We start from the raw sequence: 12,830 nt of genomic DNA on the forward strand, positions 1-12,830 counted from the left end.
TTTGTGCTTTAAAATTAAACTTTTTGAATGAATAATTTACGATCAAAGCGATATTGTGGGAAAAACACGCCATCCTCAGCACGCTCACCAGCACTGATGACCATGATTGGAAATTCTTTATGACCTAAGTTGAGAATTTTACGGACTAAAGGCTCATCAAAACCTTCCATCATACAACTATCAAAACCATAAGCACGTAAAGCAAGAACCAGATTTTCACAAGCCAAAGCTGTGGTTTTACTTGCCCAAAGTTGAGCATCCGCAGGATTAAATGCAGTAACAGGAAGCTGTTTATCTAAAGTTCGTGCAACTTTAAAAGCCACTTTTTTAAAGTTACCGAGAGCATTGAGATAACCTGTCTTATAGTTATAGGCGATAAACTTATAATATTGCTTGACCGCTCTTGGTGCTTCTGGAAATGGAAAATCACTTAGATTCATTTTTGCCATTTCATCAATACGGTCTATTCGAGCTACACAGACGATTAATTCTGCCGCAGTTTTGGCTGATAATTGATTGAGACACGCTTTAATCAGTTGTTTCTTTTTAGATTCAGATTGAACCACATAGAACGTCCACGGTTGTAAATTAGATGAGTTAGGTGCAAGCAATGCCAAATCTAAACATGCATCTAACACTTCCGCAGGAATTTGTTTTTCAGTGAATTTACGAACCGAACGACGGCTTTCAATGACTTTTCGAAAATTTTCAATATCGATATCTTGCGGAGCCGGTTCGTAATAACGTTTTTTAGTGCTTGATGAATCTTGAGACATAATATTTGTACTGAATGTTGAATCGTTCAATTTTAGAGAATCAGAAATAAAAAAAACCACTGAATATTTGTAATACAGTGGTTTTTCGGATGAAATGAATTAATTAAACTGTGAAAAGTTTGGCTTGCGCTTTTGCATAAATGCGGCGACGGCTTCTGCCATTTCTGGTGATTTTACTCGTTGCATAAAGATGACTGCTTCATCATCTACACATTGAATAATTTCTTCGAGATTGTGCTTCATTAATGCTTTGGTTTGTTTGATTGATGCCAATGGAAGCGCGGCAAGCGTTTGAGCTTTATGAAGTGCATGACCATAAACATCGTCTTCAATACTATTAATTAGCCCAGCATTTAAAGCTTTTTCACTGTTAAATTTTTGTGCTGTTAACAACAGTTCAGCTGCTTTGTGATAGCCTGCCTGTTGAATTAGAAGTTTGCTTGAAGCGCCTTCAGGTGATAATCCTAAGCTTACAAATGGAATCTGGAACAGTGCAGTATTGTCTGCATAAACCAAATCCGCATGTAAAAGAATCGTTACACCGATCCCGATTGCAACGCCACGTACTGCGCATATTAAAGGTTTAGATAAACGTGCAGCAGCTTTGAGTAAGACAAAAGGAGGACCGTCTCCTTCCTTGCCTTCAAGCGGTTGTTGAATGAAAGCCATAAAGTCTTTCATATCATTTCCCGCACTAAAATCAGCTTCGGCACCACGTAAAATGACCACACGTACATCATTGTCTTGATCCGCTTCGTCTAACGCTTTTGCAATCCAAAGATAGAGTTCTCCGTACAGTGCATTTTTAGCTTCTGGTCGATTAATTGCTAAAGTCAGTACACCATTTTCTAAATTTGCGTTTAAATGTTGATGAGGTTGTTGAATACAACTGAGTGTCATCGTACTATCCTTGCTTTAAAATTTAATTGGATTTTATGCCCTCATTATGTCGCATATTTGAATTTATGTTGCAACTGATGAGTTCATAAAAAATTTGCTTTATGACTTATAAATTTGATTATCTGGTTTATATTGGACGTTTCCAGCCTTTTCATTTAGCGCACATGCAAACCATCAAAATTGCATTACAACAGAGTCACTTCGTGATTTTGGCGTTAGGGTCGGCACAGAATGAGCGGAATACCAAAAATCCTTTTCTGGCTTCAGAAAGGGAACAGATGATTTTATCAAATTTCTCAGCAGCAGATCAAAAGCGAATTAAATTTGTTCATGTGATTGATGTTTATAATGATGCCAAATGGGTTGAATTGGTTAAATCATTGGTCAATGGAGTTGTATTAGACCATGATAAAATTGGTTTAATTGGACATTTTAAAGATGATTCTTCTTATTATTTAAAGCTTTTTCCAGAATGGGAAATGGTTGAGCTGGACAGCTTGGTAGGTTCTATTTCTGCTACGCCGTTACGTGAGGCGTATTATCGTGGTGAAATTTATCAAGCTGAATTTCCACTAGGCACAGCAGAGTTTTTAGCGAAATTTCAAAAAACTGAAATTTACCAACAATTAAAATATAAATACCAAACTGAAGACAAATCAAATCTTTAGGGGCTGTGGGCATTTCATAAATGGCTTGCGTTGTAGGTTAAAATTGAGCAGGCAAGGCATGAAATGAAGAGAATAGCGAGACTATTTTTAAGTTTCATAACGTAGCCTGAGATAATTTTAGCCACAACCCTGAGCAAGAACAAAGCACTGCTTTGTTTGCAGCGCAAGGCGCAGCGGGGACTAGCGTGTTTTTTGTCGCTTCGTCGTTACGAACTACTTATTTAGAATGACTAAATTTCGTATTTCGAGCCTAGAATCGCCTAAAAAACACACCTAGTCGCAAACATAGACGAATTGTCCACAGACCCTAATCTATTTTGATGCTGATGCAATACACTGTAGAGCAGGACAAAAAATAGCAAAACAAGATTTGGAGCGGTCTATGAATTTTAAATCAGTTGCAACAAAGAGTATTGCTCTATGTAGTTGTTCGATTTTCGCACTTTCCACTTATGCAGCAACTTGGTCTTTGACAGCAAATAGTCAGGTAGGTTTTCACATTGACTCATTGGGAGTCAATATTGTTAAAGGGCAGTTTCAAAAGGTTCAGTCGCAACTAGATTTTGATATAAACATTCCTCAATCTGCATCGACTCAATTTGTGATGGATGTAAATAGCCTAAGTATCAGTAAATCATCATTAAAAAATATGATTATGGGGCAAGATTTGTTCTATGCAGAAAAATATCCAACTGCAAGTTTTAAAAGCACTTCTTTTAAACCATTAGCCAATCATCAATATTTAATTTTAGGTCAGTTAACGTTACGAAATGTAGTTAAACCGGTAACATTTAAGGCGACGATTAAACCTCATTCCAATGATCCAAAATTATTGGATTTTACCTCGTCAACAACCATTAAACGTAGTGATTTTGGCATGAAAAAGGCAATAGGTGGCGTCGGGGAGAAAGTCAATATTCAGGTTTCTGGGCAATGGAAAGCAAAATAAAAATGCCAAGTTGGGCACTAATGTAATTGAGTATCCGTATTCGATTTAATCTAGACTGAAGTGCTTAAATGTTCGATCAGAAAATCAATAAACAAACGGATATGTCGTTGTTCATATTTAATTTTAGGATATAACAACGAAAAAGGTCGCTGCGCCCCAGCATATTGTTGTAGGACTTCAATCAGCCGTCCCTGCTTTAAATCATCTTCAATCGCAAATCGACATGTTTGCAATAGACCAGCCCCATACCGAGCAAGCGTAATGGTCGCTAAAATATCCTCATTACAACTTAAATACCCTTGTGTTTGAATATCGATGATTTCTTGATTGAGTAAAATAGACCAAGGCAGTGCTTTTCCCGTACTCGGTAATAAGTATTGAATACATTGATGATGCTGTAAGTCAGTAATATTCGAGGGAATGCCATTTTTCTTTAAGTATTCTGGTGATGCGACTATAAGTAGATCAGCATTTTCTAAACGACGAGCAATGAGATTTGAGTCAGGAATATTTCGACCGCGAATGGCAAGATCAAATCCTTCTGTAATAAAGTCAACATTTTTATTGGTGAGTTGTATTTCAAATTTAATTTCAGGATAAAGCCTTTGGAATTTAGGTAAAAGTGGAAGTACTCTAAAATGCCCAAACGGTGTAGGTAAACTTATCCGAATAATTCCTGATAGTTGTGCTGAATCATTCTTTAATCTCTGTTCAACTGCAATAATCTGTTTCAGTACCTGTTTACATTCAAAAAAATATTCTTCACCTGCTTGAGTTAAGCGCACTTTACGAGTGGTTCTGCTAAATAGTTGCAGACCTAGCCGTTGTTCCAGCCGAGCAATGGATCTACTCACGGCTGCTGGTGTCAAACCTGCTTGATGAGCAGCATTGGAAAAACTTTGTTGTTCAGCAACTAAACAGAATATTTCAATATTGCTGAACATTGTTCGATTTAATGCTGTATCCATTATATACACCATGTAATAAGTGAATTGATATTATGCGTATTTATTGTTCATGATGTTAAGGATAGCATGAGCTTAAATCAATTCAGGGAACTAATCGATGAGACTTTTTTATACTGCAGGTGCATGTTCACTTGCCCCGCATATTGTGCTACAAGAAATTGGAAAAGATTTTAAATTAGTCAATGTTTCATTTAAAAACCACCAAACGGAAGATGGACAAGATTTTTTGAAAATCAATCCGAAAGGACAGGTCCCATTTTTGATCACAGATGAGGGATTGCATCTCAGTGAGGGGGCAATTATCAGTCAGTATTTGGCTGAAATAATGCAAAATACTGATTTATTACCAGCATTTGGCGATTTGAAGCGCTATAAGGTATTAGAATGGATGAATTATATAAGTTCAGAATTGCATAAATCCTATGCACCTTTTTTCCAAAAAGGTTTTGATGAGGCGAGTAAAGATATTTTCAGAGAAAAATTATTAAAGCAATATGCATGGGTAGATCAGCAATTTGCTGATTCAGAAAATGTATTGGGGCAGGGTTTTACAATTGCAGATATTTATCTATTTGTGGTTACTCGTTGGGCATCGTTTATCAATTTGGATCTTAGTCATCTCAAGGCATTACAAAGATTTATGCATCGTATGCAACAACATCCCTCGGTACAAAAAGCAATGAAGAATGAAGGAATTATCTAACTCAAATAATCTTCAAAAGCTATACTTTTAATGATTTGTACAGCTTTATAAATTGTGTAAATCTTAAAGCTTTCAATGTCATGCTTTAATTCTAAAGTTGCAATAGATTTGCTTAGGCGATGCTTTACTTAGCAAGAATTATCATATCTGCTCATCAATAAGCCGACTTGTTTCTAAATCGGCTTTTGGGCGTTTTTTAGGGTGTTGATAAGATATTAAAAAGGTTTTTATTTTTATAGAATTATTCCAATGTGTCATTTGGCTCCAAGGATACCAAAAGCATAAGAAACTTAAAGTACTTAAAATTTTAGCTAGAGTAAAAGTTTCGAACAACTCTATTAAACTTATTCCAACAGAAATTGCACCCACAGAAAATCCAAACCAAGATTTAATCAAGGGTCTGTTGAAAGAACTTATTGATAAATTATTCATAGTATTATCAAAGATAATAAATTAAGTGTTCTTAAAATTAACATAATTCATTAAGGTCTTTATTTCTTAACTTTAAAATAATGTATCTTTGCCAAAAAAGTAGCATATCTGCAAAAACACATATTTAAGTTTTATTCTCAATAGAAAGAGCGACTCCTATAAAAAATTAGAGCAAATAAAAAAGAGAAGATTAAATTAGCCTTCTGACTTAATGACGAACCAATTGCTAATTCAAGGCTAATGAGTTTATCTAATATTTTTATCAAATAACTATAAGTAATAATAATTAGCAATAATATGTATTTAAGCTTTCCTAAAATTGACATAATGACCGTTATACGAATAAGAAAATGGGAGCCTATCGCTCCCACCTTTAGTTTTGCTCATGTTCTTTGTAGTACTGATGTGATCTTTTAGAATTATGCTTCCAACTTTTAGCCACTTTGTAGATATAAGTTGGAAACTCATCCCATACATGAGGTAAACCAGCACCACGTGCTACTCGAATTTTAAGAGAATAGTCTTTATATTCAATATAATGAAGAAAATAAAAGCTTCTCTCTTGTTTATTACTAAAATGTTTAAAATAAAAGCTTTTGATATTTGGATAACGTTTCCAAAAATAGAAGCAATCATTACCATTTTCTTCTATAGTTTGATGATACTGATATTTCAGTTTTTTCATTTTTCCTCCTAGGTAACATTACCTAGAAGGGATCCTCTGCGAAGTAGTACATTTCCTTAACCCTATAAGATTATTAATGATTTTTTAAATCTTTTAACATAGCTTCACGCAGAATTTTATTTATGCGTGTCTGATAGCCTTTACCTTGTTCTTTTAACCATGCAAGTACATCAGCATCAAGGCGAACAGAAGTCTGTTGCTTCACTGGGCGATAGAATTGCCCATGACGAACAGCATGACTCCACTCAGTAATTTCAGGAATATCCGATAAGTCTAATTGCTCATCAGGAGTTGATCCTTTCTCAAGCAAGCGTTTAATTTCAGCATCTTGCTTGTCACTGAAATTATCATTCAGTTCTTTGCGTGTATATCTAACCATGCTCATATTTATCCCGCTCTGCTTTGGTTACTTGTCTTGCACTAATGATTCGTATGATTTCACAGTCATCTTCATCAAAGATGGTGTGAGCAACTAAAAGCATTAGTACGCCTTTAACCATACCAATGGATTGCCAACGTTCTTCGCCATCAGTATGTCTATCTTGGATTGATATCCGTAATGGATCTTCAAAAATGAGGCTTGCTGTTTCAAAAGAGACATCATGTTTTTTCTGATTCTTTTGGTTCTTTTCCTCATCCCATTCGAAATACAGTTCCATAAAAAACATTCAATTTTGTATATACAATAATATATCACATATTTATCTTATATAAGATAAAAAGAATAATTTTTGATCAAATTTATTGGCTAAAGATATGGTAATACTCCATTTTTAAATGATTTTTGACTTTTGATATTAGATTAAAATCGCTTGCGTATGTGAAATCAAAGTTGAAGTTAACTGATCCAATTGTTTTGATTGCTGTTTCCAATGATGCCAATAGAGATGTAAATCTGTTCTAGCTTTAGGTAAAATTTCTACCAATTGCCCTGTAGATAATTCTTTCTGAATTTGCATTTCAGGCACCATGCCATAGCCAAGATCAAGCAAAATAGCATCGACAAATGAATTGGTGGAGGGAATAAAGTGGCAAGGATAGCTGTTTGGCATTAAACCAAAAAGCTGTTGTAAAACCTCGCCATGAACATGATCTTTATCATTAAAAATCACAGCTGGCGTATGTCTAAGCACTTCCCGATGTAGACCTTGAGCTAAATACTTTTGCACAAATGATGGGGTTGCCACCATTTGATAATTCATTTTGCCTAAATGAATGGCTTCACAACCTTTCATCGCTTGCGCCTCGGTAGAGATACAGGCATTGACCAATCCCGCCTCAAGTAAATGATGGGTTTGAGTTTGGTCATCAATCTTAAAATCAATTACAATTTTTTCTTTGATTAAGGTTTGTTGAAAAAGGGGAAGCAGCCAAGTGGTAAGTGAGTCGGCATTTGAGGCAATATTTAATTTAAAAAATTGGGATTGTGCAGATTGTCCTTTTAGACTCTGAATTAAATTTTGCTCCATTAAGCGATGATGCTGTAGAAAAAGTAAAACGTCTTGTCCTGCTTGTGTAACTTTGCAAGGTCTTTCTCGAATAATCAGCACTTGTCCAAGTTGCTTCTCTAAAGTTTGTACTCGAAGTGTGACAGCTGAAGCAGTGATATTTAGTCGTATTGCAGCTTGTTCAAAACTTCCAGTCTCCGCAACAGCCAGAAAAGCTTCACTGTGTTTGCTTTGTAGCATGATTATCCTATTAATTCGTAGCTGTTATTTTGCAGTGTTATATCGTCGTTCAATTATAACGATAAATATAAAGTAAGAAAAATTTAGTTAAATTGAAATTTATTTAGAAATACTCATTTTATCAACTTAATTTGGATAATAGCACCATTCATTAATATGTTAAAAGTGTAGTCTGAGATGTTGCAGAGTTATATGCAGGGTTTGGCAGTTGGGTTTAGTTTGATTATTGCAATTGGCGCACAAAATGCATTTGTACTTAAACAAGTTTAAAAAAACAAAATGTATTTTGGATTTGCGTGGTTTGCGCTGCATCAGATTCGGTTTTGATTTTATTGGGCGTGTTAGGCTTTGCAAAAATTATCCAAACTCATCCTGAATTTGTCGATTGGGCAAAATATTTTGGTGCGATTTTTTTATTGGTCTATGGGGCACAACATTTTATTCAAGCTTTTAGAGCGTCCAGCGGTCTGGCTCCAAGTGAAAACAATGAGTCTCAGCTTTTTAAAATGATCATGATTTGTCTTGCGTTAACTTGGCTAAATCCACATGTATATCTGGATACTGTTGTATTGATTGGCTCTATATCGACCAAGTTTGAATCAACTGCTGTGTATTTTGCAATGGGTGCGGTCACTGCGTCATGGTTATTCTTTTTTAGCTTGGGTTTTGGCGCACGTTTTTTACTGCCGATTTTCCAAAATCAACGTTCATGGCAAATTTTAGACTTCATCATTGGGCTAGTGATGTGGGCAATTGCTTTATCTTTGGTGCTTTGATCCATCTGCGCTAACAGATTAAGAATAAATTTGGATTGAAAACACTCATGATTGTTGAGTATTTAAAATATCCACGCTTGAGAATATTTTAAATCCCCCTGCAAGCCTAAAAATATTTCAACTTTAGCGCGAGTAGGGGGATAACCATCATTAAGCTTTTTGCAAGGTTTTTAAATCTTCTAAAACCTGTTCAGCGTGTCCCGCAGCTTTTACTTTGCGATATTCCTTGACCAACTTGCCTTGATGATAAATAAATGTTGAGCGTTCTATCCCCATCACTTTTTTTCCATACATGTTTTTTTCTTTGATCACGTCAAAGTGTTTGCATAACGTTTCATCTTTGTCACTGATGAGATTAATGGTCAATGATTGCTTTTCAGTGAAGTTCTGATGTGCTTTGACTGAATCACGAGAAACACCAATAATCGTTGTGTTCAATGCGTCAAATTGATCTTTGATGTATGAAAAACCAACTGCTTGAGTTGTACAACCCGGTGTGGAGTCCTTCGGATAAAAATATAGAACCAACCAATCTGTACTGAGTTCAGAAAGGTTAATTTCACCAGTTGTGGTTGGAAACTTTTGATTTGGAAGTTTGATTTGTTCAGTCATAGGTTATCCTTCAAGATGATTTTGTTTAAGTTGTAGTGTTAAAAAGGCATAATTTTCATGATAGAGAATATCACCTTTATCAAGCAAAAGTGGTGCTTTAAAAATAGGACCATCAATAAGGGTCGTATGAAATTCACCCGCCTCACCACAAGGATCAATTCCACGCTCAATCAATTCTTTTACAAACTCAACGGTTAGTGTTTGACCAAGATCTTCAACACGCATACCTAGATTTAAGTTGATCGTGACAATTATGCTGACAAAACCTAATTCAATAAATTCGCTAACAATGTCAAGCCGCGGTTTCTGCCATAAAGGCATGACCAAATTTAATTGGCTTTGATCACACATGGATTGATTCCATTGTGCATGTTGAATCAGATCAATATCTCCAGTTACAAGCGTTTCAGCACCTAATCGTTTGGCTTGCTTTAGCAGGCTTAAAAACTGTTGTTCGTAGTCATTCCAAGTTGCTGATGCTTTTAATATCGGTAAACCAATCAACTCAGCTTGCGCATCTATAATATCAAGTGGCATTGCGTGAGAACGAGATTTAAGTCCTTGTTCTTCAAGCATGACAATCAGAACAATAGCTTCTCCCGTTTGCAATGCGTGATATAAGGCGAGACTACTATCTTTACCACCACTATAGGATGCAACAAACTTTTGCTGTTGTATTACAGTTCTGTTCCATGAAGTATGCATCGTATTTATACCATTTACATATAAAAAGAGCCTGCATAGGCAGGCTCTTGAACACAACAAGAATTATTTCTTCGCTTGTGCAGCTTTCATTGCTTCTTCAGTTAAGGTTTTTAATTTACCTGTTAACTGAGGACCAAAACAAGTTTGAAGGTCTTGGTTATTTTTTTGAACGAAAGCTAAAGTTGCTGGGCTTTTCTTTTGGTTAATGGCACTTTGAATTTGCCATTTTTGATCATTGGTCAATTTACCGTCAGATTCAACAGCACATGTACAGTATTTGCTAACTTCAGCGGCAGTGAGTTTTCCACCTTTCGCAGTTTCTGTTTTACAAACACCAATCAGTGCAGATTTAACATTGGCACTTTTATAGGCTTGTTGAATTGCATTTGACTCAGCAGCGAAAGCCGTAGATCCCATTAAAGCCGAAGCTGAAAATAAAGCAGAAAGAATAAGACTTGATTTTAAATTTTTCATAAACAGTACCTTGTTATTGCGGTATATAACGTGTTGGGTCTGCAACACCTGCATCTTTAAAGCCTTCTTTACGAAGTCGGCAGCTATCACATTTGCCACAAGCACGTCCTTGGTCATCTGCTTGGTAGCATGAAACCGTTTGACTATAGTCTACGCCATGTTCGATCCCTAAGCGTATTATATTCGCTTTGGATAAATGTAACAGAGGTGTTTCAAATTTAAGAGGTTTTCCTTCTACTCCAACTTTAGTGGCAAGTCGAGCCATATTGGCGAAAGCTTCGATAAATTCAGGACGACAGTCAGGATATCCTGAATAATCAACAGCATTGATGCCGATAACAATGGCTTGGGCATCAAAAACTTCCGCTGCTGCGAGTGCATAAGACAAGAAAATAGTGTTACGTGCTGGAACATAAGTTACAGGAATACCATCAGTTTCATGATCAGGCACATCAATGTTATGGTCTGTAAGTGCAGAACCACCTAAATTACCCAAGTCAATATTGATGACACGATGTTCTACACCAGCATTTTTGGTTAAAGCACGTGCCGCATCAAGTTCCGTGGTTGAGCGTTGACCATACATAAAACTTAATGCGATACAGTCATAATTGGCTTGAGCCCATGCTAAGCAAGTTGTTGAGTCTAAGCCACCAGATAGCAAAACTATGGCACGAGGGCGCATATCCAATTCTCCAAATATTAATAAATAACGGTAGATTAACGACCAGTTTCATCATTCCAAAGCAATTTATGTAACTGCAATTGGAAACGAACAGGGAGATGGTCTTCTAAAATCCATTGGGCTAAATCACGTGCCAGTTGTGGTAAACGTGTTGCACCTTTTTCAACAGCAAAAGCAGGTGAGAACCATACAGTGCTGACTTTTTGATTTAAAGCATAGTGTTCTACTTGCTGTTTTGACCATTCATAGTCTTCACGATTACAAATCACAAATTTGATTTGGTCGTGTGGGGTCAAATGTTCAAAGTTAGTGATTAAATTTCGAGTTACTTCACCTGAAGTAGGTGTTTTTAAATCTAAAACTTTGGAAACACGAGAGTCAACTTTGGAAACATCCAGTGCACCACTGGTTTCTAAAGAAACCTCACAGCCCAAATCAGCAAGACGTTGCATTAATGGCAGTGCATTAGGTTGAGCAAGTGGCTCTCCACCTGTAACACAAATATAGGGAGTTTTATAATCTAAAGCAGTTTGAATAATTTGATCAAGTGATTGACGTTCGCCACCTTCAAAAGAATAAGTGGTATCACAATAGGTGCAACGTAGTGGGCAACCTGTTAATCGAATAAAAACAGTAGGTAAACCTAAAGTATTGGCTTCACCTTGTAATGAATAGAAAATCTCCGTGATACGCAACCCCGCAGATGGATCAGAAACAGGAATAGTTGAAGAACGAAGAGAACTCATGAGATTTACCACAGATTACAAAATGAAAAATCTCTACGATCATTGTTGACCGTAGAGATGGGAGTATTGATGACTCCGCTTGGTGCTTTAGATCGATAATAAATCTAAAATGCAACCAAGAATGAATAAAGCTTAGTCTTCGCGAAGTAATTCGTTCAAGCTAGTTTTTGCACGAGTTTTCGCATCTACTTTCTTGACAATAATTGCTGCATATAAGCTATATGTACCACATTTAGATGGTAGGCTGCCTGAAACAACAACAGAACCTGCTGGTACACGTCCATAATGGATTTCACCAGTTTCACGATCATAAATCTTGGTTGATTGACCGATGAAAACGCCCATTGAAATCACAGAACCTTCTTCAACAATCACACCTTCAACGATTTCAGAACGTGCACCGATAAAGCAATTGTCTTCAATGATTGTTGGGTTCGCTTGAAGTGGCTCAAGTACACCACCAATACCTACACCACCTGAAAGGTGAACATTTTTACCAATTTGAGCACATGAACCTACAGTCGCCCAAGTGTCAACCATCGTACCTTCATCTACATAAGCACCAATGTTGACATATGATGGCATCAATACAACATTTTTAGCTTGGAATGAACCTTTACGCGCTACAGCAGGAGGTACAACACGTACACCTGAAGCTTTAAATTGCTCTTCTGTCCAACCTTTAAACTTAGTATCTACTTTGTCATAGAAACGAAGGTCACAAGATTCGATTGGTTTGTTATCATTTAATTTAAAAGATAATAAAACAGCTTTTTTCAACCATTGGTGAACCACCCATTCACCGTCAATTTTTTCAGCTACGCGAAGTGTGCCGTTATCTAAACCAGCAATAGCTTCTTCAACAGCTTGACGTACTTCAGCAGGGCAATCTACTGCTGTAAAGTTGGCACGGTTTTCAAACGCTTGTTCAATGATCGTTGAAAGCTGAGACATAATCATCCTTCCCAAAAAAATTTTAAAGATTCTACACCAAATTGGACTCAAATTAGAGATAAAATCTAGTTTCAATCGAAAAAACTCATCCCATAATTTAAAATAAAAC

General features: G+C 36.3%; 17 protein-coding genes and 1 pseudogene. 4 read left to right on the forward strand and 14 right to left on the reverse strand.

The annotated features are described in order from the left end of the window. Positions 1-14: 14 nt before the first annotated feature. Together ACINWC743_RS01885 and ACINWC743_RS01890 are read right to left on the reverse strand one after the other, a co-directional pair. Positions 15-776, reverse strand: coding sequence for a nitroreductase family protein (locus ACINWC743_RS01885; RefSeq protein WP_009584121.1), 762 nt, complete (start codon positions 774-776; stop codon positions 15-17). A gap of 99 nt (positions 777-875) precedes the next feature. After that, positions 876-1,676 carry an enoyl-CoA hydratase gene (locus ACINWC743_RS01890; protein ID WP_009584198.1) on the reverse strand — a complete coding sequence of 267 codons (801 nt, stop codon included), beginning with the start codon at positions 1,674-1,676 and terminating at the stop codon, positions 876-878. 101 nt (positions 1,677-1,777) lie between these two features. On the opposite strand from ACINWC743_RS01890, the gene ACINWC743_RS01895 reads away from it, so the two are divergent. Next, entirely contained in the window at positions 1,778-2,344 is a 567-nt protein-coding gene (locus ACINWC743_RS01895) for a nicotinate-nicotinamide nucleotide adenylyltransferase (protein WP_009584124.1), read from the forward strand. A 382-nt stretch (positions 2,345-2,726) separates the two neighbouring features. Continuing rightward, positions 2,727-3,293, forward strand: a complete 567-nt coding sequence (locus ACINWC743_RS01900) for a YceI family protein (protein ID WP_009584200.1) — start codon at positions 2,727-2,729, stop codon at positions 3,291-3,293. Positions 3,294-3,343: 50 nt separating this feature from the next. On the opposite strand, the gene ACINWC743_RS01905 is transcribed toward ACINWC743_RS01900, so the two are convergent. Further along, the gene (locus ACINWC743_RS01905) at positions 3,344-4,261 is read right to left on the reverse strand and encodes a LysR family transcriptional regulator (RefSeq protein ID WP_009584154.1); all 918 of its coding nucleotides are present in this window, start codon (positions 4,259-4,261) and stop codon (positions 3,344-3,346) included. Positions 4,262-4,358: 97 nt separating this feature from the next. On the opposite strand from ACINWC743_RS01905, the gene gstA reads away from it, so the two are divergent. Then, complete coding sequence (gene gstA, locus ACINWC743_RS01910; RefSeq protein ID WP_009584189.1) at positions 4,359-4,964, forward strand: glutathione transferase GstA; 606 nt, start codon at positions 4,359-4,361, stop codon at positions 4,962-4,964. 141 nt (positions 4,965-5,105) lie between these two features. Here the strand turns inward: gstA and ACINWC743_RS01915 are convergent, their stop codons facing one another. From ACINWC743_RS01915 to ACINWC743_RS01935, 5 genes are all read right to left on the reverse strand, one after another. Beyond that, the gene (locus tag ACINWC743_RS01915; protein WP_227510907.1) at positions 5,106-5,396 is read right to left on the reverse strand and encodes a hypothetical protein; all 291 of its coding nucleotides are present in this window, start codon (positions 5,394-5,396) and stop codon (positions 5,106-5,108) included. A gap of 373 nt (positions 5,397-5,769) precedes the next feature. Continuing rightward, complete coding sequence (locus tag ACINWC743_RS01920) at positions 5,770-6,081, reverse strand: hypothetical protein (protein WP_004829346.1); 312 nt, start codon at positions 6,079-6,081, stop codon at positions 5,770-5,772. A gap of 73 nt (positions 6,082-6,154) precedes the next feature. Beyond that, on the reverse strand, positions 6,155-6,466 hold the full coding sequence (locus ACINWC743_RS01925) for a BrnA antitoxin family protein (RefSeq protein ID WP_035300040.1): 312 nt from the start codon (positions 6,464-6,466) through the stop codon (positions 6,155-6,157). Then, positions 6,453-6,740, reverse strand: a complete 288-nt coding sequence (locus ACINWC743_RS01930) for a BrnT family toxin (RefSeq protein WP_004829342.1) — start codon at positions 6,738-6,740, stop codon at positions 6,453-6,455. The genes ACINWC743_RS01925 and ACINWC743_RS01930 overlap by 14 nt, the downstream gene beginning before the upstream one ends. A gap of 138 nt (positions 6,741-6,878) precedes the next feature. Next, entirely contained in the window at positions 6,879-7,769 is an 891-nt protein-coding gene (locus tag ACINWC743_RS01935; protein WP_009584162.1) for a LysR family transcriptional regulator ArgP, read from the reverse strand. Positions 7,770-7,946: 177 nt separating this feature from the next. On the opposite strand from ACINWC743_RS01935, the pseudogene ACINWC743_RS01940 reads away from it, so the two are divergent. After that, a pseudogene (locus tag ACINWC743_RS01940) lies at positions 7,947-8,545 on the forward strand (LysE/ArgO family amino acid transporter). Positions 8,546-8,695: 150 nt separating this feature from the next. Here the strand turns inward: ACINWC743_RS01940 and ACINWC743_RS01945 are convergent. The 6 genes from ACINWC743_RS01945 to dapD form a co-directional block, all read right to left on the reverse strand. Beyond that, positions 8,696-9,157, reverse strand: coding sequence for a peroxiredoxin (locus tag ACINWC743_RS01945; protein ID WP_009584172.1), 462 nt, complete (start codon positions 9,155-9,157; stop codon positions 8,696-8,698). Between the two features lie 3 nt (positions 9,158-9,160). Then, positions 9,161-9,862, reverse strand: coding sequence for a diphthine--ammonia ligase (locus ACINWC743_RS01950; RefSeq protein ID WP_009584142.1), 702 nt, complete (start codon positions 9,860-9,862; stop codon positions 9,161-9,163). Between the two features lie 63 nt (positions 9,863-9,925). Next, complete coding sequence (locus ACINWC743_RS01955; protein WP_004829333.1) at positions 9,926-10,336, reverse strand: hypothetical protein; 411 nt, start codon at positions 10,334-10,336, stop codon at positions 9,926-9,928. A 13-nt stretch (positions 10,337-10,349) separates the two neighbouring features. Further along, positions 10,350-11,021, reverse strand: coding sequence for a 7-cyano-7-deazaguanine synthase QueC (queC, locus tag ACINWC743_RS01960; RefSeq protein ID WP_009584190.1), 672 nt, complete (start codon positions 11,019-11,021; stop codon positions 10,350-10,352). A 35-nt stretch (positions 11,022-11,056) separates the two neighbouring features. After that, positions 11,057-11,767: a 7-carboxy-7-deazaguanine synthase QueE gene (queE, locus tag ACINWC743_RS01965; protein ID WP_009584223.1), complete on the reverse strand. Its 711-nt coding sequence runs from the start codon at positions 11,765-11,767 to the stop codon at positions 11,057-11,059. 132 nt (positions 11,768-11,899) lie between these two features. After that, positions 11,900-12,721 (reverse strand): 2,3,4,5-tetrahydropyridine-2,6-dicarboxylate N-succinyltransferase, encoded by an 822-nt coding sequence (gene dapD / locus ACINWC743_RS01970; RefSeq protein WP_004829328.1) that lies wholly within the window; start codon positions 12,719-12,721, stop codon positions 11,900-11,902. Between the last annotated feature and the right edge of the window lie 109 nt (positions 12,722-12,830).

The organism is Acinetobacter sp. WC-743 (genome assembly GCF_000335555.1).
GTDB classification, from domain to species: domain Bacteria; phylum Pseudomonadota; class Gammaproteobacteria; order Pseudomonadales; family Moraxellaceae; genus Acinetobacter; species Acinetobacter bereziniae.

What these genes read in the sequence shown, in the direction of transcription:
- ACINWC743_RS01900 (WP_009584200.1), top strand. Translation starts at nt 2,727, where the DNA reads ATGAATTTTAAATCAGTTGCAACAAAGAGTATTGCTCTATGTAGTTGT.
- queE (WP_009584223.1), bottom strand. Translation starts at nt 11,767, where the DNA reads ATGAGTTCTCTTCGTTCTTCAACTATTCCTGTTTCTGATCCATCTGCG.
- ACINWC743_RS01935 (WP_009584162.1), bottom strand. Translation starts at nt 7,769, where the DNA reads ATGCTACAAAGCAAACACAGTGAAGCTTTTCTGGCTGTTGCGGAGACT.
- ACINWC743_RS01890 (WP_009584198.1), bottom strand. Translation starts at nt 1,676, where the DNA reads ATGACACTCAGTTGTATTCAACAACCTCATCAACATTTAAACGCAAAT.
- ACINWC743_RS01895 (WP_009584124.1), top strand. Translation starts at nt 1,778, where the DNA reads ATGACTTATAAATTTGATTATCTGGTTTATATTGGACGTTTCCAGCCT.
- ACINWC743_RS01920 (WP_004829346.1), bottom strand. Translation starts at nt 6,081, where the DNA reads ATGAAAAAACTGAAATATCAGTATCATCAAACTATAGAAGAAAATGGT.
- ACINWC743_RS01905 (WP_009584154.1), bottom strand. Translation starts at nt 4,261, where the DNA reads ATGGATACAGCATTAAATCGAACAATGTTCAGCAATATTGAAATATTC.
- gstA (WP_009584189.1), top strand. Translation starts at nt 4,359, where the DNA reads ATGAGACTTTTTTATACTGCAGGTGCATGTTCACTTGCCCCGCATATT.
- ACINWC743_RS01950 (WP_009584142.1), bottom strand. Translation starts at nt 9,862, where the DNA reads ATGCATACTTCATGGAACAGAACTGTAATACAACAGCAAAAGTTTGTT.
- dapD (WP_004829328.1), bottom strand. Translation starts at nt 12,721, where the DNA reads ATGTCTCAGCTTTCAACGATCATTGAACAAGCGTTTGAAAACCGTGCC.
- queC (WP_009584190.1), bottom strand. Translation starts at nt 11,021, where the DNA reads ATGCGCCCTCGTGCCATAGTTTTGCTATCTGGTGGCTTAGACTCAACA.
- ACINWC743_RS01885 (WP_009584121.1), bottom strand. Translation starts at nt 776, where the DNA reads ATGTCTCAAGATTCATCAAGCACTAAAAAACGTTATTACGAACCGGCT.
- ACINWC743_RS01955 (WP_004829333.1), bottom strand. Translation starts at nt 10,336, where the DNA reads ATGAAAAATTTAAAATCAAGTCTTATTCTTTCTGCTTTATTTTCAGCT.
- ACINWC743_RS01915 (WP_227510907.1), bottom strand. Translation starts at nt 5,396, where the DNA reads ATGAATAATTTATCAATAAGTTCTTTCAACAGACCCTTGATTAAATCT.
- ACINWC743_RS01925 (WP_035300040.1), bottom strand. Translation starts at nt 6,466, where the DNA reads ATGAGCATGGTTAGATATACACGCAAAGAACTGAATGATAATTTCAGT.
- ACINWC743_RS01945 (WP_009584172.1), bottom strand. Translation starts at nt 9,157, where the DNA reads ATGACTGAACAAATCAAACTTCCAAATCAAAAGTTTCCAACCACAACT.
- ACINWC743_RS01930 (WP_004829342.1), bottom strand. Translation starts at nt 6,740, where the DNA reads ATGGAACTGTATTTCGAATGGGATGAGGAAAAGAACCAAAAGAATCAG.